General features: G+C 35.2%; 19 protein-coding genes. 11 read left to right on the forward strand and 8 right to left on the reverse strand.

The features are described 5' to 3' along the window. Positions 1–214 precede the first annotated feature (214 nt). From ACIQ38_RS16200 to dnaA, 7 genes are all read right to left on the reverse strand, one after another. Positions 215–1,321: an HD-GYP domain-containing protein gene (locus ACIQ38_RS16200; RefSeq protein WP_402825232.1), complete on the reverse strand. Its 1,107-nt coding sequence runs from the start codon at positions 1,319–1,321 to the stop codon at positions 215–217. 114 nt (positions 1,322–1,435) lie between these two features. Beyond that, entirely contained in the window at positions 1,436–3,943 is a 2,508-nt protein-coding gene (gene gyrA / locus ACIQ38_RS16205) for a DNA gyrase subunit A (protein ID WP_402825235.1), read from the reverse strand. Between the two features lie 27 nt (positions 3,944–3,970). Further along, entirely contained in the window at positions 3,971–5,893 is a 1,923-nt protein-coding gene (gene gyrB, locus ACIQ38_RS16210; protein WP_402825809.1) for a DNA topoisomerase (ATP-hydrolyzing) subunit B, read from the reverse strand. A 77-nt stretch (positions 5,894–5,970) separates the two neighbouring features. After that, positions 5,971–7,083, reverse strand: a complete 1,113-nt coding sequence (gene recF / locus ACIQ38_RS16215; RefSeq protein WP_402825238.1) for a DNA replication/repair protein RecF — start codon at positions 7,081–7,083, stop codon at positions 5,971–5,973. 1 nt (position 7,084) lies between these two features. Beyond that, positions 7,085–7,312 carry a S4 domain-containing protein YaaA gene (gene yaaA / locus ACIQ38_RS16220; RefSeq protein WP_402825812.1) on the reverse strand — a complete coding sequence of 76 codons (228 nt, stop codon included), beginning with the start codon at positions 7,310–7,312 and terminating at the stop codon, positions 7,085–7,087. Between the two features lie 379 nt (positions 7,313–7,691). Next, the gene (gene dnaN, locus ACIQ38_RS16225) at positions 7,692–8,828 is read right to left on the reverse strand and encodes a DNA polymerase III subunit beta (protein ID WP_402825241.1); all 1,137 of its coding nucleotides are present in this window, start codon (positions 8,826–8,828) and stop codon (positions 7,692–7,694) included. A gap of 171 nt (positions 8,829–8,999) precedes the next feature. Then, positions 9,000–10,343 (reverse strand): chromosomal replication initiator protein DnaA, encoded by a 1,344-nt coding sequence (dnaA, locus tag ACIQ38_RS16230; protein WP_402825244.1) that lies wholly within the window; start codon positions 10,341–10,343, stop codon positions 9,000–9,002. 519 nt (positions 10,344–10,862) lie between these two features. On the opposite strand from dnaA, the gene rpmH reads away from it, so the two are divergent. From rpmH to ACIQ38_RS16285, 11 genes are all read left to right on the forward strand, one after another. After that, positions 10,863–10,997, forward strand: a complete 135-nt coding sequence (gene rpmH, locus ACIQ38_RS16235) for a 50S ribosomal protein L34 (protein WP_142540824.1) — start codon at positions 10,863–10,865, stop codon at positions 10,995–10,997. Between the two features lie 67 nt (positions 10,998–11,064). Beyond that, complete coding sequence (gene rnpA, locus ACIQ38_RS16240; RefSeq protein ID WP_402825248.1) at positions 11,065–11,409, forward strand: ribonuclease P protein component; 345 nt, start codon at positions 11,065–11,067, stop codon at positions 11,407–11,409. A 60-nt stretch (positions 11,410–11,469) separates the two neighbouring features. Next, positions 11,470–12,234: a membrane protein insertase YidC gene (yidC, locus tag ACIQ38_RS16245; protein WP_402825251.1), complete on the forward strand. Its 765-nt coding sequence runs from the start codon at positions 11,470–11,472 to the stop codon at positions 12,232–12,234. After that, positions 12,231–12,977 (forward strand): RNA-binding cell elongation regulator Jag/EloR, encoded by a 747-nt coding sequence (gene jag, locus ACIQ38_RS16250; RefSeq protein ID WP_402825254.1) that lies wholly within the window; start codon positions 12,231–12,233, stop codon positions 12,975–12,977. Before yidC ends, jag begins: the two co-directional genes overlap by 4 nt. Before the next feature lie 326 nt (positions 12,978–13,303). Continuing rightward, a complete protein-coding gene (mnmE, locus tag ACIQ38_RS16255; RefSeq protein WP_402825257.1) occupies positions 13,304–14,689 on the forward strand; it encodes a tRNA uridine-5-carboxymethylaminomethyl(34) synthesis GTPase MnmE in 1,386 nt (461 codons plus the stop codon). 22 nt (positions 14,690–14,711) lie between these two features. Continuing rightward, on the forward strand, positions 14,712–16,601 hold the full coding sequence (mnmG, locus tag ACIQ38_RS16260; protein WP_402825260.1) for a tRNA uridine-5-carboxymethylaminomethyl(34) synthesis enzyme MnmG: 1,890 nt from the start codon (positions 14,712–14,714) through the stop codon (positions 16,599–16,601). 23 nt (positions 16,602–16,624) lie between these two features. Beyond that, positions 16,625–17,341: a 16S rRNA (guanine(527)-N(7))-methyltransferase RsmG gene (gene rsmG / locus ACIQ38_RS16265; protein ID WP_402825263.1), complete on the forward strand. Its 717-nt coding sequence runs from the start codon at positions 16,625–16,627 to the stop codon at positions 17,339–17,341. Between the two features lie 208 nt (positions 17,342–17,549). Then, positions 17,550–18,422, forward strand: a complete 873-nt coding sequence (noc, locus tag ACIQ38_RS16270; protein ID WP_402825266.1) for a nucleoid occlusion protein — start codon at positions 17,550–17,552, stop codon at positions 18,420–18,422. A gap of 132 nt (positions 18,423–18,554) precedes the next feature. After that, positions 18,555–19,316 carry a ParA family protein gene (locus ACIQ38_RS16275; RefSeq protein WP_402825815.1) on the forward strand — a complete coding sequence of 254 codons (762 nt, stop codon included), beginning with the start codon at positions 18,555–18,557 and terminating at the stop codon, positions 19,314–19,316. After that, positions 19,309–20,145: a ParB/RepB/Spo0J family partition protein gene (locus tag ACIQ38_RS16280; RefSeq protein WP_402825269.1), complete on the forward strand. Its 837-nt coding sequence runs from the start codon at positions 19,309–19,311 to the stop codon at positions 20,143–20,145. Before ACIQ38_RS16275 ends, ACIQ38_RS16280 begins: the two co-directional genes overlap by 8 nt. 65 nt (positions 20,146–20,210) lie before the next feature. Next, complete coding sequence (locus ACIQ38_RS16285) at positions 20,211–20,918, forward strand: DUF554 domain-containing protein (RefSeq protein WP_402825272.1); 708 nt, start codon at positions 20,211–20,213, stop codon at positions 20,916–20,918. On the opposite strand, the gene yyaC is transcribed toward ACIQ38_RS16285, so the two are convergent. After that, complete coding sequence (gene yyaC, locus ACIQ38_RS16290; RefSeq protein ID WP_402825275.1) at positions 20,874–21,473, reverse strand: spore protease YyaC; 600 nt, start codon at positions 21,471–21,473, stop codon at positions 20,874–20,876. The genes ACIQ38_RS16285 and yyaC overlap by 45 nt on opposite strands. Between the last annotated feature and the right edge of the window lie 63 nt (positions 21,474–21,536).

The following is a 21,536-nucleotide window of genomic DNA, read 5'->3' on the forward strand; positions in this document are numbered from 1 at the left end:
ATTAAATGATGTCAAAATTGTTTTGCTTATGAAGTTAATCAATAAGCTATATGTCTTAACGTTTTGCATGTTCAGTTTTCAATGTTCATGTTGTCGTGTTGTTTTGACGACTTCTATATAATATCAAGGTTCGTTAAATATGTCAACACTTTGTTCAAATAAAATATAAAACTCTTTCCTTTTCACTAGAAACAAGGAAAGAGCCACTATTATATCACTCTAGAATACTCTCTATGTATAAAGCTCTTTTAGCAGCTAGATCAATTATTTGACCTGTTTCTGTTAGACGAATCATTGGTCTCATCGGAGAATCTCGGTGAGTAAACACTACTTCCCCTACTCTTCCATCGGATAATTGCACACGGGTAGATATTGGTAGATCACCTACAAGTGAGATTAAGGCATGTACCGCTTCAATGTTATACTTACCAAATTCTTCTTCCCTAATCATTTCTAATACTTTAAACGAGGAACTCTTTGCACGATATATCCGTTCAGACGTCATTGCATGATAAACGTCAGCCACAGCAATTATTTGAGAATAAACAGATATGTTATCTAACTTTTCTCCTTTTGGATAACCGCTGCCATCTAAACGCTCATGATGTTGAAAAATAGCAAGTTTAAGTTCAGATTTTAATAGGGGGCTATCCTGGATCATTTGCAAACTGTAAATAGTATGTTTCTTAATCTCTGAAAAATCGTTCTCTGTTAAGTACGTTTTCTTTTCTCTAATCTTCACATCTACTTTTGACATCCCTATATCTGCAAGTAGGCCTGCGGTGGCTATTTGCTTGATCATTCCAGCAGGGAAGTTCATCTTTTGGGCTATTGCACCAGAAATTATCCCTACAGCAATCGAGTGGTGTGCAACATAATTGTCTATAGAAGAAAAACTATTTAAGTGAGAAAATATTTTTTTGTCGGCCATAGCCTTTTCTACTAGCGGCATGATTATATTACGTAATTTTCCTACGTCTACTTTCACCCCTGCCTCCCAAGAAGTAAATTCTTTATAAAAGTTTTTTACTGCATCATTATATAACTTGTCAAAACTTGTTTGAATTGCTGGCTCTTTTTTTTCTTCCAAAATTGTTACTTTATCTTCATTTAATTTATTTATTTCTTCTTCTGTTCTACCAAATACATTTTCTAGAACAATTGGTACTTTATTAACGTTAAATGCGCGCAATACTTGGATATGTTCCCTTGTTATTTTAGTATCTTTTCGAATAATAGGGTTTTTGGTATTCACTAAAATGTCTTCAGCTAAAATGCTTCCCAATCTCAATTCCTCTAAATTTTCTAAGGCTTGATACATTTTATTCCCTCCCTTTTTCTAAATGTTTCTTTAATTATACTAAATATTCTTAGCCACTGTATATGTAAGAAAAAGACACTCTTGAATGTAATATTCAAGAGTGTCTAATTTTATTTATTCACTTGTTTCTTCTGTTGATGATGACTCAGTATTAGCAGGAGAGTTTTCTTCTACTTCTTCAGTGTCATCCTCCTCTTCTTTTTCTACTTTTGCGACTGTAGCTATTAATTCATCATCTGCAAGTCTCATTAATCGAACACCTTGTGTACTTCTACCAGTTATAGAAATATCATTTACGTCCATTCGAATAAGCATACCATTGATCGTGATTAACATTAAGTCTTCTGTTCCATCTACTGCCTTCACAGCGGATAAAGGACCATTTTTCTCGGTTATTTGACATGTCTTCACACCCATACCACCGCGAGTTTGTAAACGATACTCAGATTCAGGCGTACGTTTTCCATAACCTTTTTCTGTAACAACTAAGATTTCTTGTTCTGGCTCTATAATCTCCATGCCAACAACATAGTCATCATCTTTTAAACGAATACCTCTTACCCCACCAGCAGTTCTGCCCATAGAGCGAATATCCTCTTCTTCAAAACGCACTAACTTACCTTGTCTTGTTCCAATGATTATTTGTTTTTTACCGTCAGTTAAACGAACAGCAATTAGTTCGTCTTCTTCCCGCAACGAAATAGCGATCAAACCATTCGCTCGAATATGTGCAAATCCAGAAACAGGGGTACGCTTTGTTACACCATGTTTTGTTGTAAAGATAAAATAACTATCTTCTTCGAATGATGCCATTGGAATCATTGCAGTAACTTGTTCATCTTTTTCAACACCAAGTAAGTTAATAAGCGGTAATCCTTTTGCTGTTCGACCATATTCGGGAATTTCAAATCCTCTTGCGCGGTAAACTTTCCCTTTATTCGTAAAGAACAAAATAGTATCATGCGTCGATGTGTACAATAGATGTTCTACGAAGTCATCTTCGTTTGTTCCCATCCCTTGAACTCCTCGACCCCCACGCTTTTGACTCTTATAGGTATTAGCAGGCAATCGCTTAATATATCCTTTGTTTGTCAATGTGAGTACTGAATTTTCAACAGGTATTAAATCCTCGTCCTCTAAAACTTCTGCTCCCCCTGCGATAATTTCCGTTCTACGTTTATCCGCATATCGGTCTTTAATCTCAGTGATTTCTTCTCGTATAATTTCAAGTACTCGATATTCATTGGCTAAAATGAATTTTAGTTCTTCAATTAATTTTACAAGAGCTGTATATTCATCTTCAATCTTATCTCGTTCTAATCCCGTCAAACGTTGCAAGCGCATATCTAAAATCGCTTGTGCCTGGCGTTCGGACAAGTTGAACTTTTCAATTAAACCATTTTTCGCTTCTTCTCCTGTTCGAGAAGCACGGATTAATGTAATAATTTCATCGATATGGTCTAAAGCAATTCTCAAACCTTCTAAAATATGTGCTCGATCTTCTGCTTTGTTTAGCTCATATTGTGTGCGACGACGGATAACTACTTTTTGATGTTCTAAGTAATAATAAAGCATTTCTTTTATGTTTAATACTTTTGGTTGGTTATCGACGAGAGCAAGCATATTAACACCAAAGCTAGATTGTAGAGCTGTTTGTTTATATAAATTATTTAAAAGTACATGTGAGTTTGCATCTTTTCGCACTTCAATGACAATTCGCATACCATTACGGTCGGACTCATCCGCTAAGTGTGTAATTCCATCAATTTTTTTATCACGAACTAATTCTGCAATTTTTTCTATTAAGCGAGCTTTGTTTACTTGGTATGGTAACTCAGTAACAATAATTACTTCTTTACCACTGGCTTTTTGTTCGATTTCGACTTTTGCACGAATTAGTATAGAACCCCTACCTGTTTCGAATGCACGACGAATACCACTTTTCCCTAAAATAATACCGCCTGTTGGAAAGTCAGGACCCGGGATTATTCCCATCAATTCCTCTATCGTAATCGCAGGGTTTTCAGACAATGCTAAAACTCCATCAATTACTTCTCCCAAGTTATGGGAAGGGATATTCGTTGCCATTCCAACTGCAATTCCAGAAGCTCCATTTACAAGTAAGTTAGGAAATCTACTTGGTAATACAACAGGCTCTTTTTCCTGTCCATCATAGTTATCTTTGTAATCTATTGTGTCTTTATTAATATCTCGTAATAGCTCTAGAGCAATTTTAGACATTCTGGATTCGGTATAACGCATTGCAGCTGCTCCATCACCATCAACCGAACCGAAGTTACCATGTCCATCTACTAACATATAGCGGTAGCTCCAATGCTGGGCCATACGTACCATCGCTTCATAAATAGACGAGTCACCATGTGGATGGTATTTCCCCATTACGTCCCCTACAATACGGGCAGACTTTTTATGAGGTTTATCGGGAGTATTTCCTAATTCTTGCATTCCATATAAAATTCGTCGATGAACGGGCTTTAACCCGTCTCGAACGTCTGGTAGTGCACGGGATACGATGACACTCATTGCGTAGTCAAGAAATGAAGTTTTCATTTCTTGACTAATATTGATCCCTTTAACACCTTTATTCGGTATTTCTGACATGCTAAAGACCTCCAGTCATACACATTCTTAAATATCTAAATTTTTCACATAGACAGCATTTTCTTCGATGAATTGACGTCTCGGTTCTACTTCCTCACCCATTAGCTGTTCAAATACCGCATCTGCATCCATTGCATTATCTAAGTTTACTTGGAGTAAAGTACGTACATCTGGGTCCATCGTTGTTTCCCAAAGTTGTTCTGCGTCCATTTCTCCTAGACCTTTATAACGTTGAATATTTGGTTTGGAGGTTTTTGGTAAGCGATCTAAAATCTCTTTTAGTTGTTCGTCATTGTAGCAATATTCGACATGTTTTCCTTGTTTCACTTGATATAAAGGTGGTTGTGCTGCGTATACATAACCAGCTTCAATTAGCGGTCTCATGAAACGGAAGAAAAAAGTAAGCAATAAAGTTCGAATATGTGCACCATCAACATCAGCATCAGTCATAATAATAATTTTATGATAACGAGCTTTTTCTAACGTAAATTCTTCTCCAATGCCAGTACCAAGTGCTGTAATCATTGCACGGATTTCAGCATTTCCTAAAATTCGATCTAAACGTGCTTTTTCTACGTTTAAGATTTTCCCTCTAAGTGGCAAAATCGCTTGGAAGTGACGATCACGACCTGATTTCGCTGATCCTCCGGCAGAGTCACCTTCTACGATATACAGTTCACTTTCCGCAGGTACACGGGAAGAGCAATCGGCCAGTTTACCAGGAAGGCTAGAAACTTCTAATGCTGACTTTCTACGCGTAAATTCACGTGCTTTTTTTGCAGCAACCCGTGCTCTTGCAGCCATCAGTCCCTTTTCGATGACTTTACGAGCAGTTTGTGGATTCTCTAGTAAAAATCGATCAAAGCCTTCTGAAAATAAGCTATTTGTAATCGTACTTACTTCTGAGTTACCAAGTTTTGTTTTCGTTTGTCCTTCGAATTGAGGATCTGGATGTTTAACAGAAACAATTGCCGTTAAACCTTCTCGCACGTCATCGCCGGTTAAATTGGCATCCGCTTCTTTTAACAGGCCATTTTTTCTAGCATAGTCATTAATAATACGAGTTAATGCTGTTTTAAATCCTGACTCATGCGTTCCACCTTCATACGTATTAATATTGTTTGCAAAGGACAATATATTAGATGCGTAACCAGAGTTGTACTGCATAGCAATTTCAACAGCGATTCCGTCTTTTTCGCCTTCCACAAAGATTGCTTCTTCTGTAATCGGCTCTTTTGATTTATTTAAATCTTCGACGTATGACTTTATACCGCCCTCGTAGAGGTATTTAATGGACTTTTCTTGGTCTTCTCTTTCGTCCGCAATAGTAATAGACAAACCACGATTTAAATAAGCTAATTCACGAACACGATGAGCCAGAATATCAAATTCATATTCAGTAGTTTCCGTGAAAATCTCCGCGTCCGCTTTAAATCTTGTTGTCGTACCAGTTACTTCTGCTTCACCAATAATTTCTAATGGGGCAATTACAGCTCCACGCTCAAATTTAATACAGTGAATTTTTCCATCACGTTTTACATATACTTCTGTAAACTCGGAAAGGGCATTTACAACCGAAGCACCAACTCCGTGAAGTCCTCCGGATACTTTATAACCACCGCCGCCAAACTTACCGCCGGCATGTAGTACAGTCATAATAACTTCAACTGCAGGTTTTCCCATCTTTTCTTGTGTATCTACTGGAATACCACGGCCATTGTCTTCCACTCGGATCCAATTATCTTTTTCAATGGTGACGATAATATGATCACAGTATCCAGCAAGTGCTTCGTCAATACTGTTATCAACGATTTCCCATACAAGATGGTGAAGTCCTTTTGAGCTGGTAGTACCAATGTACATCCCTGGACGTTTTCTAACAGCTTCTAATCCTTCTAATACTTGTATTTGATCGGCATCATAAGATTTTTCTAACTCTTTTTCTTCCATAGCCAACTTGCTCACCTACTCTTTCATCACTTCAATAATGGTGAATCTTTTTTTCAAAAACATTAAAGACTTTATAGTCAATTAATAACTGCACCTTGTTCCACATGAAACATCTTTGCATGTTGAATCGTGTCATGTGCGATTCCTTCTACACTTGTTGTAGTTACAAATGTTTGAACATCACCTTGAATCGTGTTCAATAAATGGGATTGTCTATAATCATCTAATTCAGATAGAACGTCATCCAGCAATAAAACAGGAGCTTCACCTACCTCCTGTTTTATCAGTTCAATTTCAGCCAACTTTAAAGACAAAGCTGTTGTTCGTTGTTGGCCTTGTGATCCATATGTTTGGACATCATAATCATTAACAAAAAATTGAAGGTCATCTCGATGTGGACCTGTTAAGGTTACGCCTCGATCAAGTTCTCTTTTTTGACTATCTGCCAATTTTTTTTCGAGATGTTCTTTCATCTCATCTTCTGTCCAACCAGCTCGAATGCCGGAAGTTGAATTATACGAAACGGTCAACTTTTCTAACCCTCTAGAAATACCAAAATGGATCGGTTCTGCCCATTTTTGTAGTAAATCCATAAATTGAAATCTTTTTTGAATTACTTTTACTGCAGCATCTATATATTGTTCCGTGTATACGTCAAACATAACATCCTTAAGAAACGGCTTCCCTTGATTTTGTTTTAACAAATGATTTCGTTGCTTTAATATCTTTTGGAATTGAAGTAAATCATGTAAATAAACAGGGGAAATTTGGCCGATTTCCATATCAAGAAATCGCCTTCTAACTTGTGGACTTCCTTTTACTAAATATAAATCCTCTGGTGCAAACATGACGACATTTAGTTGTCCTATATAATTACTTAATTTTGTTTGCTCCAAATGATTAACCTTTGCTTTTTTACCTTTTTTCGACAATGTAAGTTCTAAAGGTAAATGACCATACTTTTTTTGAATAGCCCCTCTTATTTTACCATAGTCTGCATCCCAACGTATCAATTCTTTATCGTTGGAAGTTCTGTGTGATTTTGCCATAGATAGTACATAGAGGGATTCCATCAGATTTGTTTTTCCTTGTGCATTTTCTCCAATAAACACATTTATTTTGGAGGAAAACTCCAACTCAATTGATTCATAATTACGGAAATCTTTTAACTCTAAACGTTCAATATACATGTTAATCCCCGTTCTCTGGTCCAATCATTTGGAATCTTCCTACCCCTGGAATATTTACAACATCATCATGACGAAGTTTACGGCCTCTACGATCTTCTACTTCACCATTAACATAAACGGCATGTTCACTTAAAAACCATTTGGCCATTCCACCTGAATCTATTGCATTTGTCATTTTTAATAGTTGACCGAGCGTAATAAATTCTGAGTCAAAACGAATCTCTTCCAACAATAATTCAACCTCTTCTCATTTTCATTATCCCTTCATTTTACTCTAAATAACCGAATAAGTAAAAAAAAGCGTAAATATCTCTTAAGTGCGTTCAATTTTACAGTATTTTAGTGAAAGACAATACGTAATGTTATGGTCAAATTTCTATTTTAAGCATAGGTAGCTTTCAATGATTAGTAGGTTGTTCTAATCGAATTACTAGACACGTATATTAAAAAATCCATATAAATTTTTGAAAACAAGTCAACACTCAGTAAACAATCTGTAGATTACATATAAAATTAACAAATTACCCACATGTGTATAGTTTTCTGTAAGCAAAAAAGATAGCCACATTAGTGACTATCTCCTCTTTTTATATTCAATTACTCACATGTTAATAAGTTCTTACCGGTAAGATAAGTTGTAATATCGAATCATCATGAACAGATTTTAATACGAATGGTCTCATTGCACCTGAAAATAGAATTTTTACTTCTTGTCCATCTATTGCCTTTAAAGCGTCCATCATATATTTTGCACTAAAAGAAAGTTTTAGTTCTTCCCCATCAATGGACTCTGCTTGAATTTGTTCTTCTACATTTCCTATCTCAGGTGAATTAGAGGATACTTCAACAAATCCTTGTCCAATAGTTGAAAAACGAACGACATTATTTCTTTCTTCTCTTGCAAGTAGAGAAGCACGATCAATAGCTTGTAACAGTGATTTGCCGTTTACTAAAATTGTCGTTTTGTACTCATTTGGAATTAATCGTGATGTATCTGGGTAATTGCCCTCCAATAACCTGGAGTAGAACAATACATCTCCTGTTTTAAACAAGATTTGTTGTTGTGTCATAACTATTGCTACTTCTGAAGATGTTTCTTCTAAAATTTTGTTTAATTCATTCAAGCTCTTTCCAGGAATAACAACGCTATATTCTTCTTCTGGTAAGTTATTCAGTGCCGTTTTTCTTTTTGCTAAACGGTGACTGTCTGTTGCTACACAGTGAAGTTCACCTTCTTTAACTTGCCAATTTACACCTGTAAGTACTGGACGACTTTCAGATGTAGATACAGCAAATACCGTTTCTTTAATAATCGATTTCAACAAATCAGAAGCGATAAAGAATTGACGGTCTTCTTCAATTTGTGGCAGTAAAGGATATTCCGAAGCATCTAATCCGATTAAGTTAAATTCCGATTTCCCTGATCGAATATGCGTTTGAAATTGATTTGTTACTTCGATTTCTACTTCGTTAGTAGGTAGTTTTCGTATAATCTCATTGAATACGCGTGCTTGTAAAACAATTGAACCTGATTCCGACACATTAATAATTCGTTCGCCATTTTTTTCGGTTGGGATAAATGTTTGAATCGTAATATCAGAATCACTTCCAGTAATATAAAGTCCCTTTTCTGAAACTTCTAATTTAAGACCAGTTAAAATTGGGATTGTTGCTTTTGAACTTACTGCTTTCATAACATCATTTAATCCCTCTAATAGACTATCTCTCATGACATCAAACTTCATTTTTTTACCTCACTTATATAATTATTATTTATTTAAAAGATTAATAGATATAGTAATAGGGCTTGTGGATATGTTGATAAGTATATATTAACCCTTTCATACCGAACTATCCACATGTGCATAAGTTGTTCTTAAGTAAATGAAAAAGAAACAAACTTATCCACAAAGATTTTATCTTCCTAGAATAGTTTTAATTTGTTTTAGATCATCTTGTAAATTTACATCATCTTTTAGCATTTTAGATATTTTCTCGTGCGCATGAATAACAGTTGTATGATCTCGCCCACCGAATTCTTCTCCGATTTTAGGAAGTGAAAAATCGGTTAACTCACGGGAAAGATACATTGCTATTTGACGCGGAAATGCGATTGATTTTGTCCGCTTTTTAGCTGAGAAGTCTTCTAATCGAATGTGAAAATGTTCTCCAACTACTTTTTGAATATCTAATATAGTAATTATTCTTGGACGAGCATTCGGCATAATATCTTTTAATGCTTCTGTCGCTAATTCAGGGTTTATGTCCTTGTTTACAAGAGAAGAATAAGCTACTACACGTATTAATGCTCCTTCTAATTCTCTAATATTTGAATCGATTTGATTTGCTATATAGGCCATTACTTCATCAGAAATATCTAATCCGTCGGCCCTTGCTTTTTTTCGTAAAATAGCAATTCTTGTTTCCAAATCAGGCGGTGCGATATCGGTGATTAGACCCCACTCAAAGCGAGAACGCAGTCGGTCTTCCAGTGTAGGTATTTCTTTTGGAGGTCGGTCACTGGATATAATAATTTGTTTGGATTCTTCATGTAATGCATTAAAAGTATGAAAAAATTCTTCTTGAGTTGATTCTTTTCCTGCAAGGAATTGAATATCATCTATTAACAGAACATCTATGTTCCGGTATTTATTGCGAAACTCAATGGTTTTATTGTCACGAATAGAGTTTATAAATTCATTCGTAAACTTTTCAGAAGATAAATAAACCACTCGTGCATTTGGATCGTGTTCTTGTACGTAATGACCAATCGCATGCATTAAGTGGGTTTTTCCTAATCCTACTCCTCCATATATAAACAGAGGATTATATGCTTTTGCAGGAGCCTCTGCTACGGCTAATGATGCTGCGTGAGCGAAGCGGTTTCCGGATCCTATAACAAAAGTATCAAATGTATATTTGGAATTTAAAATTCCGGGTGAAAAATCAGATTGATCCCCATTATTCGTAGGGATTTTAGGTTTTGGTAGATCAAAGTCTTCTACATCTTGGTTCTTTGGTACAACAAATGAAATAAGAAGTTCGTTACCAGTCACTTCCGTCAAAATTCCTGCAATTAGATGGACATAGTGGTCCGCAAGCCAGTCCCTTGCGAAGGAATTTGGCGCAGCTATTGTAACAGTCTCTCCTTTATATGAAAGTAGCTTCGTCGACTTTAACCAAGTTTCATAACTAGGTTTCGATGTTTTCTTTTCTACTTCAGAGAGAACCTTTGCCCAAAGTTCTTCTAAATGTTCCAATAATCTAGTCTCCTTTTTTAGAGTAGTAAAACGTTCTTATTTACAACTTGCAAAAAATAATTAATATGTATAAATCAACACATATACACAAATCCACTTTCTGTGGATAAATATTGTAAACGTACGTGGAAAAACTTATCCACAGATTACTAACAACTGTGGATAAGAAAAAGTGGTGAAATTCAATTGAAAAAGTAAAACACAAATATCGTAACAAAAAAACATTGTAATTACAAGAGATTTAAGAGTTATCCACATTAATCGAATTATTAACAATTTAAGTTGTCCACAACATATGATTATGTTTAGAAGTTGTTCATAAGTTATGTGGATATTTTTTTGGTGTTATTTTTTTATACACAACTAAAATTAGAGAGGGAAATAAAATGTGGATAAGTAAATACAATAAGTGGGACAAGCGATTTTGAAATGTAATTGACAAATTTCCTTACTTTATATATAATATCGGAGACTGTCTAAAGAAGATTGAAAGATGATCACTCAGGAGGTGTCATATAGATGAAACGTACATTCCAACCAAATAGCCGTAAGCGTAGCAAAAACCACGGTTTCCGCGCACGTATGAGTACAAAAAATGGTCGCCGCGTATTAGCAGCACGCCGTGCAAAAGGAAGAAAAGTATTATCAGCATAAGTAAGTCCACTGACCATTCAGTGGTCTTTTTTTTCTTTTAAAACGATTAGTCGGAGCAGGTGAAACGATGAATAAAAGACAACGAATAAAAAGAAATGCCGAATTTCAAGAAATCTTTAAAAAAGGCAAGTCATTTGCTAATAGACAATTCGTTGTTTATTGCTTAACAAAGGAAGAAGATTATTATCGAGTTGGATTATCTGTTAGTAAAAAGGTAGGTAATGCAGTAGTTCGTAATCGGATAAAGAGATATATTAGACAAACCTTTTTAGAAATACATGATCAAGTATATTCAAAAATGGACTATATTATTATCGCCAGAAATCCGGCGGCCAAGCTAGATTTTCACGAAACGAAAAAAAGTTTAGAGCATGTGCTCAAAATAGCTAAGGTGCTCCAAAAGAAAAGCTAGTGTAGACTTTATGAGAAATGGTAAGATGAGATGAACATATATAATTAGGGGGAAAGAAGGTTGAAAAAAAGACTATCATTAGTACTGTTGCTAATAGTGGCAACTGTATTACTTGCTGGTTGTACTGAATTCAACGAACCAATCTATTCCGATTCCGAAGGGTTTTGGAATCACTACATCGTTTGGCCGTTAGTTTCAGCTATAACTTATTTTAAAGATTTATTAGGTACGTATGGTTTAGGAATTATAACGGTAACTATTATTATCCGTTTAATAATATTGCCTTTAATGATCAAACAAACGAAGAGCTCTAAAAATATGCAAGAAGTACAACCTGAACTACAAAAGCTAAAAGAAAAATACAGTTCAAAAGATGCGGTAACTCAACAAAAGTATCAGCAAGAGATGATGGCTCTTTTTAAAGAAAGAGGGATCAACCCGGCAGCCGGATGTTTACCAGTATTTATTCAAATGCCGATACTGATTGGGTTTTATCATGCGATTAGTCGAATGAACAATACACCAGAGATCAATCTAGGTGACTTTTTAGGATTTGCATTAGCAGAACCGAGTATTATACTTGCAGTTCTTGCTGGTATCATGCAATTAATCGTTTTACGTACAGGTCCAGCAATGGATAACCCACAAATGAAAATAATGATGTATATTATGCCATTTATGATCATGGGATTTGGTATCGTTTTACCAGCAGCCTTAACATTATATTGGGTTATCGGAAATATTATCTCTATTATTCAAAATTTATTCATTTATAAACCTTGGAACAAAAAAGAACCTGTTAAATCGGGAGGGGCCAAAAAATGAATCAGATTACGCAAACTGCACCTACAAAAGAAGAAGCTATAGCTATTGCACTAGAAAAGCTAGGAGTACCCATGCAAGACGTGTCGATTACAGTAGTGGATGAGGGTAAAAAAGGTTTTCTAGGATTTGGTGTAAAACCTGCAGTTGTACAAGTAACTGTTTTAAAAAGAGAAATAGTAGAAGAGGCTCCTATAAAAGAAGAGGTTAAGGTAGAGGAACTACAACCGGTGCATGAATTTGAAGTGAGTACGCCAGTTGAAGATGAAGTACCTTCAAAAGAGCAAACAAATGAGTTAGCAGTAGAAGAAACGATTCAATATATAGAGAAAATCGCTAAAGAGATGAAAATCGATGATTTAGTAATAACTGAAAAAAGAGATGGAAAGTTTATTCATCTTCATCTAAATAGTGAAAAAGCAGCTTTATTGATAGGAAAGCGCGGACAAACACTTAATGCACTTGAAAATTTAACTCAGCTTGTTGCAAATAAGTTTTCTAATTCCTTTATTATTATTAAACTGGATGTTGGGAATTATAGAGAGCGTAGAAGAGAATCGTTGGAACAACTTGCAGAAAGAATGGCAGATAAAGCTGTTCGTACCGGTAAAAAGGTAGAGTTTGAACCAATGTCATCTTTTGAAAGAAAAATAATCCATCATGCGCTATCTTTTCGGGTAGATATAGAAACTTATTCGGTAGGAACAGATCCAAATCGTTATTTAGTGATAGAACCAATAAAATAACTAAAAACGGATTTTAGCTTTTAATAGCTGAAATCCGTTTTTCATTTTAATGACGCGGAATTCTAAATTTCTTCCTCATTAAAGTGAAAGCTACAGCGAGATATGTAGATTTACTAGCGCATTCATGAGATAATGGCTGACTGGCTTGCATCGCGCAGACCAAGGCGTAATTGATATGGTTAAATTGGTACATTTTGTTCACATGAATAAAAGTATCTATGCTTCTGATTTTGGGTATTTTGTGGTATCGTTATATGTTAGATAGTCGTGTTCGGTTACTTATTCACATGTGGATAAGTATTGAAACTGTAAGGAGGTTGACACTTGTGGAATTTGATACAATAGCAGCGATTTCTACACCGCTTGGAGAAGGGGCTATAGCAATAGTAAGAATCAGTGGGACTGATGCAATAACTATAGCAAATAAAATTTTTCGTTCGCCAAACGAAAAAGATTTACAAAAACAAGCGTCTCATACGATACATTACGGACATTTAGTTGATCCTAAAACAAATGAGGTAGTAGAAGAGGTAATGCTGTCCTTAATGAAAGGACCAAAAACATTTACGAGAGAAGATGTAATTGAGATAAATTGTCATGGAGGACTTGTATCAGTCAATCGTGTCTTACAACTTATTTTAATAAATGGTGCACGACTTGCGGAGCCAGGCGAGTTTACGAAACGTGCATTTTTAAATGGAAGAATCGACTTATCACAAGCAGAGGCTGTTATGGATTTAATAAGAGCAAAAACAGATAAGGCCATGAATGTAGCTTTAGGGCAAATGGACGGACGATTATCTAGACTTATTAACACATTAAGACAAGCTCTTCTTGAGACATTAGCACAGGTAGAAGTAAATATTGACTATCCAGAGTATGACGATGTGGAAGAAATGACACTGCCACTGATGATTGATAAATGTACTTGGGTGAAAGAAGAAATTGAAAAGTTATTAATAACATCATCTCAAGGAAAAATACTTCGTGAAGGACTTTCAACCGCCATTATTGGAAGACCAAATGTAGGAAAGTCTTCTTTATTAAATAGTTTAATACAAGAAAACAAGGCGATCGTTACAGATATAGCCGGAACTACAAGAGATATTATAGAAGAGTATGTTAATGTACGCGGAGTTCCGTTAAAATTAGTAGATACTGCTGGAATCCGAGAAACGGAAGACATAGTTGAAAGAATTGGTGTTGAAAAATCACGCCAAGTATTAAAAGAAGCAGATCTTTTATTACTTGTATTAAACAACGCGGAACAATTAACAGAAGAAGACCGTAGACTATTTGAAGCAATTGAAGGTATGGATTGCATCGTAATTATTAACAAAACAGATTTACCGACTGAAATTGATATGGTTGAAGTAAAGCAATTGGCAGGAGATAAACGAGTCGTCACAACTTCTTTACTTCAAGAAGAAGGGGTCGATGAATTAGAAGAAGCAATAGCTTCTCTATTTTTTGAAGGCTCGATTGAAGCATCCGATTTAACGTATGTATCGAATGCACGCCATATATCTTTATTGCATTTAGCAAAAGCGACTGTGACTGATGCAATTGAAGCTGCACATAATGAAGTGCCAGTGGATATGATTCAAATAGATGTAACAAGAACTTGGGAAATATTAGGTGAAATAGTTGGGGATACAGTAGAAGAAAGTTTAATTGACCAGCTATTTGCACAGTTTTGTTTAGGAAAATAAAAAATGAGAGGAAGAAACGAACATGCCAAACTTTGAAGCAGGCAAGTTCGATGTGATTGTTGTTGGAGCAGGACATGCAGGTGTGGAAGCAGCACTAGCAGCTGCTAAAATGGGTGTAAAAACGCTTGTTTTAACAATAAATCTTGATATGATTGCATTTATGCCATGTAATCCATCCATCGGAGGGCCAGCGAAAGGAATTGTTGTGCGTGAAATTGACGCATTAGGCGGAGCCATGGGAAAAGTAATAGATAAAACACATATACAAATGAGAATGTTAAACACAGGGAAAGGTCCTGCTGTTCGAGCACTGCGAGCACAAGCAGATAAAGTTCTTTATCAACATGAAATGAAACGACTTCTGGAAGAACAAGAAAATTTAACGATTCACCAAGCAGTTGTTGAAGAATTACTTGTAGAAGATGAAAAAATTGTTGGACTTGTAACGCAAGTGGGAGCTATATACAGAGCAGAAACAGTTGTCATTACAACAGGAACATTTTTACGTGGCGAAATAATTATTGGAGACTTGAAATATTCAAGTGGACCAAACAATCAGCAACCTTCTATCAAGTTAGCCGATAGTATCCGAAATTTAGGGTTTGATTTGGTTCGATTTAAAACAGGTACTCCGCCGCGTGTAAATAGTAAAACAGTGGATTATAGTAAAACAGAAATTCAGCCTGGTGATGATGTTCCAAGAGCATTTAGTTTTGAAACAACTGAATTTATCATGGACCAATTGCCATGTTGGTTAACATATACAAGCGAAAAAACACATCAAATTATTAATGACAATTTACATTTGTCACCAATGTATTCTGGTATGATTAAAGGTACAGGTCCAAGATATTGTCCATCAATTGAAGATAAAGTAGTTCGCTTTAATGATAAACCACGTCATCAAATTTTCTTGGAACCAGAAGGAAGAAATACAAAAGAAGTGTATGTGCAGGGACTATCCACTAGTTTACCAGAGCATGTACAACGTCAGTTGATAGCTTCAGTTCCAGGACTAGAAAACGCTGAAATGATGCGTGCTGGTTATGCAATTGAATATGACGCAATGGTTCCAACTCAACTATGGCCAACACTCGAAACAAAAAAAATTAAAAACTTATACACAGCAGGACAAATTAATGGTACTTCTGGTTATGAAGAAGCAGCTGGCCAAGGATTAATGGCCGGCATTAATGCTGCCTTACGTGTTCAAAATAAAGAAGAAAAAGTATTAAGTAGATCAGATGCCTACATCGGAGTATTAATCGATGATTTAGTAACAAAAGGAACAAATGAACCTTATCGTTTACTAACTTCCCGCGCAGAATATCGTTTATTATTACGCCATGATAATGCTGATTTAAGACTACTTGAAATGGGTTATCAAATTGGTTTGGTTTCTCAAGAAAGATACGATCTATTTTTAGCTAAAAAGAAACGGATAGAAGATGAATTAAACCGTTTGCGTACTTTAATCATTAAACCAAATGAAGCAACGCAGGAATTAATACGTAGAGTAGAAGGTAGTGAGCTAAAAGACGGTATACGTGCCGCTGATTTACTTAAGCGGACAGAAATGCATTATGATTTAGTTGCCGAACTGGTTCCTTCAGAAGTAGAATTAACATTAGAAGAAAAAGAACAAGTTGAAATTCAAGTAAAATATGAAGGGTATATTGAAAAGTCTCTTCAACAAGTAGAAAAACTTAAAAAAATGGAAGACAAAAAAATTCCTGATCAACTTGACTATGATGCAGTCTCTGGAATTGCTTCGGAAGCTAGACAAAAGTTAAAGCAAGTACGTCCATTATCTATTGCACAGGCATCCCGTATTTCAGGAGTGAATCCAGCGGACATTTCAATCTTGCTTATTTATATAGAACAAGGAAAAATAGCTAAAATTTCTGGATAGTCTAAAATGATAAGGAGAACTACATGAACGAAGAACAATTTAAACAAGCCCTTCATGAAAAAGGAATAACGCTAAACGATATTCAAGTAAAACAATTTAGAAAGTACTTTGAATTATTAGTTGAGTGGAATGAAAAGATGAATTTAACTGCAATTACAGATGAACCTTCTGTCTACTTAAAACATTTTTTCGATTCAATTAGTGCCTCTTTCTATGAAGATTTTAGTGGCCCTTTCTCTGTTTGCGACGTAGGAGCAGGGGCTGGATTTCCAAGTATCCCACTCAAAATTTGTTTCCCGGATTTAAATGTGACAATTGTTGATTCATTGAATAAAAGAATTCAATTTTTAACGAATTTAAGTAAAGAATTGAACTTATCCAATGTTCAATTTGTGCATGCTCGGGCAGAAGAATTTGGACAAAACAACGAATATAGAGAAAAGTATGATATTGTGACTGCAAGAGCTGTAGCAAGACTTTCTGTTTTGTCTGAACTATGCGTTCCCCTTGTAAAAGTAGGGGGCAGATTTATCGCGATGAAAGCTGCTAGTGCTTCCGATGAGTTAAAGGATGCGAAGAAAGCACTGAATGTATTAGGTTCTGAAAAAAGTGCTGAATATTCCTTTCATTTACCAATTGAAAATAGTGAAAGAACGTTGTATGTCTTTTCTAAAACAAAAAGCACACCGAAAAGATACCCTCGAAAACCAGGTATTCCAAATAAAACGCCTATTATTTAGCCTTACTCGATCACTTGCTTCTGATTCTAATTTAGCAATCAATTAAAAACTACTAAATTAGTTTAATACCTCGAATGAAAGAGATAGCGGAGGCAAGGATGTCAAGGTGCATTAAATTGAGGAACGTTCCACGTGAAACATTTATAGTAGTGTTATTTTTTTCGTGAATATTAAGTGTATAGAGTTTCTAAAAGGTGGTGCTTGTAAGATGAAAAGTCCTTTTTCTCGTTTTTTTGGAAGTTCTGAAAAACAAGGACAAGATGTAGTTGTCGAACCGACACAACATCATTTAGAGGAAGTAGTAAATATAGCAATTGAAAAGATCGTGCCAAATAGATACCAGCCGAGAACTGTTTTTGATGAAACAAAAATAGAGGAGCTTGCTCGGACGATTCATACGCATGGTGTTATTCAACCAATTGTTATACGTAAGATGGAAGACGAAAAATATGAAATTATTGCTGGAGAACGACGCTTTCGTGCAATGTCAAAATTGCAGTGGAAAGAAGTACCAGCAATTATTCGTAATTTAAGTGATAAAGAAACTGCTTCTATTGCTTTAATAGAAAACTTACAACGGGAAGAACTAACCGCAATTGAAGAAGCGGTTGCGTATCAAAAGTTGCTTAAATTACATGAACTAACGCAAGAAGCGCTGGCACAACGCCTTGGTAAAGGACAATCTACAGTTGCCAATAAACTAAGATTGTTAAAACTTCCTGAAGAAGTTCAACAAGCGATTTTGAAAAAAGAATTATCGGAAAGACATGCAAGAGCATTAATGCAAATCAAAGAAAAAGAACTGCAACTGCAGCTAATGGATATGACAATAGAAAACCATTGGAATGTAAAACAATTAGAGCAGAAGGTGGAGGAAATTATTAACCCTCCATTGAAAGAAGATAAAAAAGCAGCTAAACCAAAAAGGAAAGCTGTTAGTAAAGACGTACGAATTGCATTAAATACAATCAAACAATCTTTGTCGATGGTTACGAAGAGCGGTATTAATATTAAAACAGAAGAAGAAGATATGGAAGAATTTTATCAAATCACTGTTAGAATACCTAAAAAGAAATTATAATATATTATTTTTTTCAAACTCTCGCATTTTTGCAAGAGTTTTTCTTTTGTTACAAGAATATCATCCATTTTTCTTTCGAAGTTTGATAGAATGGAATAGAGTCGAAAAATTATGACGAAAGTAGGTACAAGAGTGGGGAGAATTATCGCAATTGCCAATCAAAAAGGTGGTGTAGGTAAGACTACTACATCAGTTAATCTAAGTGCCTGCCTTGCATACTTAGGTAAGAAAGTATTACTTGTAGATATTGATCCGCAGGGAAATGCTTCTAGTGGCGTAGGTGTAAACAAAGGCGATATAAGTCAATGTATTTACGATGTATTAATAGATGATGTAAGTGTGTTAGAAACTATTCAAGAAACAAAGGTAGAAAACCTACATATTGTTCCTGCAACTATTTCCTTAGCAGGTGCAGAAATAGAATTAGTTTCAACTATTTCACGAGAAGTTCGATTAAAAAAGGCGTTACAAGAAGTAGAAAGCCGATACGATTATATAATTATCGATTGCCCACCATCGCTTGGTTTACTAACAATTAATTCTTTGACTGCATCGAATGCTATTATCATACCAGTTCAATGTGAGTTCTATGCACTAGAAGGGTTAAGTCAGTTATTAAGTACAATCCGTCTTGTGCAAAAACATTTAAATAAGCATCTAGAGATTGACGGGGTACTATTAACAATGTTTGATGCTAGAACTAATTTAGGTATTCAAGTAATCGAAGAAGTGAAAAAGTATTTTCAAGAGAAAGTATATAAAACAATAATTCCTAGAAATGTTCGCTTGAGCGAAGCACCGAGTCATGGAGAACCAATTATTATTTACGATCCGAAGTCTAGAGGAGCAGAAGTATACTTAGAACTAGCGAAGGAAGTGATTCGTAATGGCTAAAGGTTTAGGAAAAGGTATTAATGCACTCTTTCCTGGTGAAAGTTTAGAAAAAACAGAGAAAGTAGAACAAATTAGTTTAGCGGAAATTAAACCCAATCCTTATCAACCTAGAAAAGTATTCGATGAAGAAGCAATGAAGGAACTTACAGAATCTATTAAAGAACACGGTGTATTACAACCAATAATTCTCCGAAAAAAAGGTTCAAAATATGAAATCGTCGTTGGAGAGAGAAGATACAGAGCATCTCAGCTTGCAAGTTTAGATATAATACCTGCTGTTATTCGAGAACTAACCGACCAGCAAATGATGGAACTTGCTATTTTGGAAAATTTACAGCGTGAAGATTTAACGCCAATAGAAGAAGCAGAAGCTTATCAAAACTTAATGGAACACTTAAATTTAACGCAAGAGCAACTTGCATTTAGATTAGGTAAAAGTAGACCACATATTGCTAATCACGTACGATTACTCACTTTACCAGAAATCGTCAGAGATACAATTTCCGAAGGTACTTTAACTATGGGACATGGAAAAGCATTATTAGGTTTAAAAAAGAAAAAAAACATCCCAGTAATTATGAAAAAAACGATAAAAGAAAATCTGAATGTACGCCAATTAGAAGCATTAGTACAACGATTAAATGAGAATGTTCCACGTGAAACAAAAAAAGAGGAAAAAGACATTTTTACAAAAGAAAAAGAATCTGAGTTAAGAGACTTCTTTGGTACATCCGTGTCTATAACAAAAGGTAAAGACAAAGGGAAAATTGAAATTGAGTTTTATTCAGAAGACGACTTAGAAAGAATATTAGAGTTATTAGAAAATTAAATTAACCTATTTCTAGGGGGACCTAGAAATAGGTTATATTTTTAGAAACGAGATGAAGAATTCGGATGGTATTGTTGGGGACTTTGGTCAATGCTCTATTAATAATTATAGGAGCTATTGCTGGAAGACTATTAAAGGGAATTCCAGAAAATATGAAACAAACAGTAATGGGTGCTATTGGGATTACGGTGACCTTATTAGGTATTCAAATGGGCTTAAAAAGTAGCAATTTTGTATTAATTATTATTTGTATCGTATTTGGTGCAGTTATCGGAGAATGGATTGATTTAGATAAGGGCTTAAATAAACTAGGTCAGTTTATAGAGAAAAGGTTTGGGTCAAAAGCCTCTCAAGGAGGAGGTATTGCACAGGGATTTGTTACGAGTACACTTATATTTGTTATTGGGGCAATGGGAGTTTTAGGAGCATTAAATAGCGGACTTCAAAATGATCATGAATTACTCATTAGTAAAGGTATAATTGATGGTTTTACTTCTGTTATTTTGTCTGCAACTTTAGGGATAGGTGTTTTACTATCAGCTTTTCCAGTGTTAATTTACCAGGGATTAATCGCTTTATTTGCAACGCAAATTACTAAAATTATACCAGAAGCTGCACTTGAATTGTTTCTTCAAGAAATGACAGCTACTGGTGGAATAATGATTATCGCAATCGGTTTAAATTTACTTGGTTTGACAAAAATTAGAGTAGCAAATCTCTTGCCGAGTTTAGTCATTGTTGGCATTGCGGTCGCTTTCATTTATAATTTTTAAATTATAACGATGCCACGCTAAAAGAAGGGCGCGTGAAATTACCTTACCCATTTCAAAAGTTAAGTTAAGTCGTGTACTTTGTAAAACGTTGTATTCCATAAAGCCTCCAATGTTCACAACTGCTTTAATGGAAACTTCTCCAATTGGAGGTAATTCTTTTTTTACAGCTTTTCCTGGATAAAGTGGACCAGGATGTACAATAATTTGCCCGATATTATTGGAATTCCCTAAACAAGCATCAATGGCAACAATATAGGGTGAATCAGGTGAGCTTTTTAACTTTTCTACGGTTTCTTCTAAATTTAAAGCATGTAATGGACTATCTAAAGTACCGACAATTTGAAAGGGAAAAGAAACGAGCTGAGTTAAAAAGGAACCGGTCATTGGTCCGAGGGCATCACCTGTAGAGCGATCAGTTCCTATACAACAAAAGACTACGTTTGGATGGTCAAAAGGAATATGTGTTAAAAAGTAGTTGCTTAATCGCCAAACTACTCCTGTTTCTTTATAATAGATAGTAGAAAGAGATTGAAGAGCTGTTGCTTGAGAGTTCATATATTTAACTCACTTTCTTTTTAATATAGTATATGCATTTAGAAAAATATTTATTCAATTAGA

Source organism: Psychrobacillus sp. NPDC096389, from assembly GCF_044762855.1.
Lineage (GTDB): Bacteria > Bacillota > Bacilli > Bacillales_A > Planococcaceae > Psychrobacillus.

What these genes read in the sequence shown, in the direction of transcription:
- ACIQ38_RS16200 (WP_402825232.1), bottom strand. Translation starts at nt 1,321, where the DNA reads ATGTATCAAGCCTTAGAAAATTTAGAGGAATTGAGATTGGGAAGCATT.
- gyrA (WP_402825235.1), bottom strand. Translation starts at nt 3,943, where the DNA reads ATGTCAGAAATACCGAATAAAGGTGTTAAAGGGATCAATATTAGTCAA.
- gyrB (WP_402825809.1), bottom strand. Translation starts at nt 5,893, where the DNA reads ATGGAAGAAAAAGAGTTAGAAAAATCTTATGATGCCGATCAAATACAA.
- recF (WP_402825238.1), bottom strand. Translation starts at nt 7,083, where the DNA reads ATGTATATTGAACGTTTAGAGTTAAAAGATTTCCGTAATTATGAATCA.
- dnaN (WP_402825241.1), bottom strand. Translation starts at nt 8,828, where the DNA reads ATGAAGTTTGATGTCATGAGAGATAGTCTATTAGAGGGATTAAATGAT.
- rpmH (WP_142540824.1), top strand. Translation starts at nt 10,863, where the DNA reads ATGAAACGTACATTCCAACCAAATAGCCGTAAGCGTAGCAAAAACCAC.
- rnpA (WP_402825248.1), top strand. Translation starts at nt 11,065, where the DNA reads ATGAATAAAAGACAACGAATAAAAAGAAATGCCGAATTTCAAGAAATC.
- jag (WP_402825254.1), top strand. Translation starts at nt 12,231, where the DNA reads ATGAATCAGATTACGCAAACTGCACCTACAAAAGAAGAAGCTATAGCT.
- mnmG (WP_402825260.1), top strand. Translation starts at nt 14,712, where the DNA reads ATGCCAAACTTTGAAGCAGGCAAGTTCGATGTGATTGTTGTTGGAGCA.
- rsmG (WP_402825263.1), top strand. Translation starts at nt 16,625, where the DNA reads ATGAACGAAGAACAATTTAAACAAGCCCTTCATGAAAAAGGAATAACG.
- noc (WP_402825266.1), top strand. Translation starts at nt 17,550, where the DNA reads ATGAAAAGTCCTTTTTCTCGTTTTTTTGGAAGTTCTGAAAAACAAGGA.
- ACIQ38_RS16280 (WP_402825269.1), top strand. Translation starts at nt 19,309, where the DNA reads ATGGCTAAAGGTTTAGGAAAAGGTATTAATGCACTCTTTCCTGGTGAA.
- ACIQ38_RS16285 (WP_402825272.1), top strand. Translation starts at nt 20,211, where the DNA reads ATGGTATTGTTGGGGACTTTGGTCAATGCTCTATTAATAATTATAGGA.
- yyaC (WP_402825275.1), bottom strand. Translation starts at nt 21,473, where the DNA reads ATGAACTCTCAAGCAACAGCTCTTCAATCTCTTTCTACTATCTATTAT.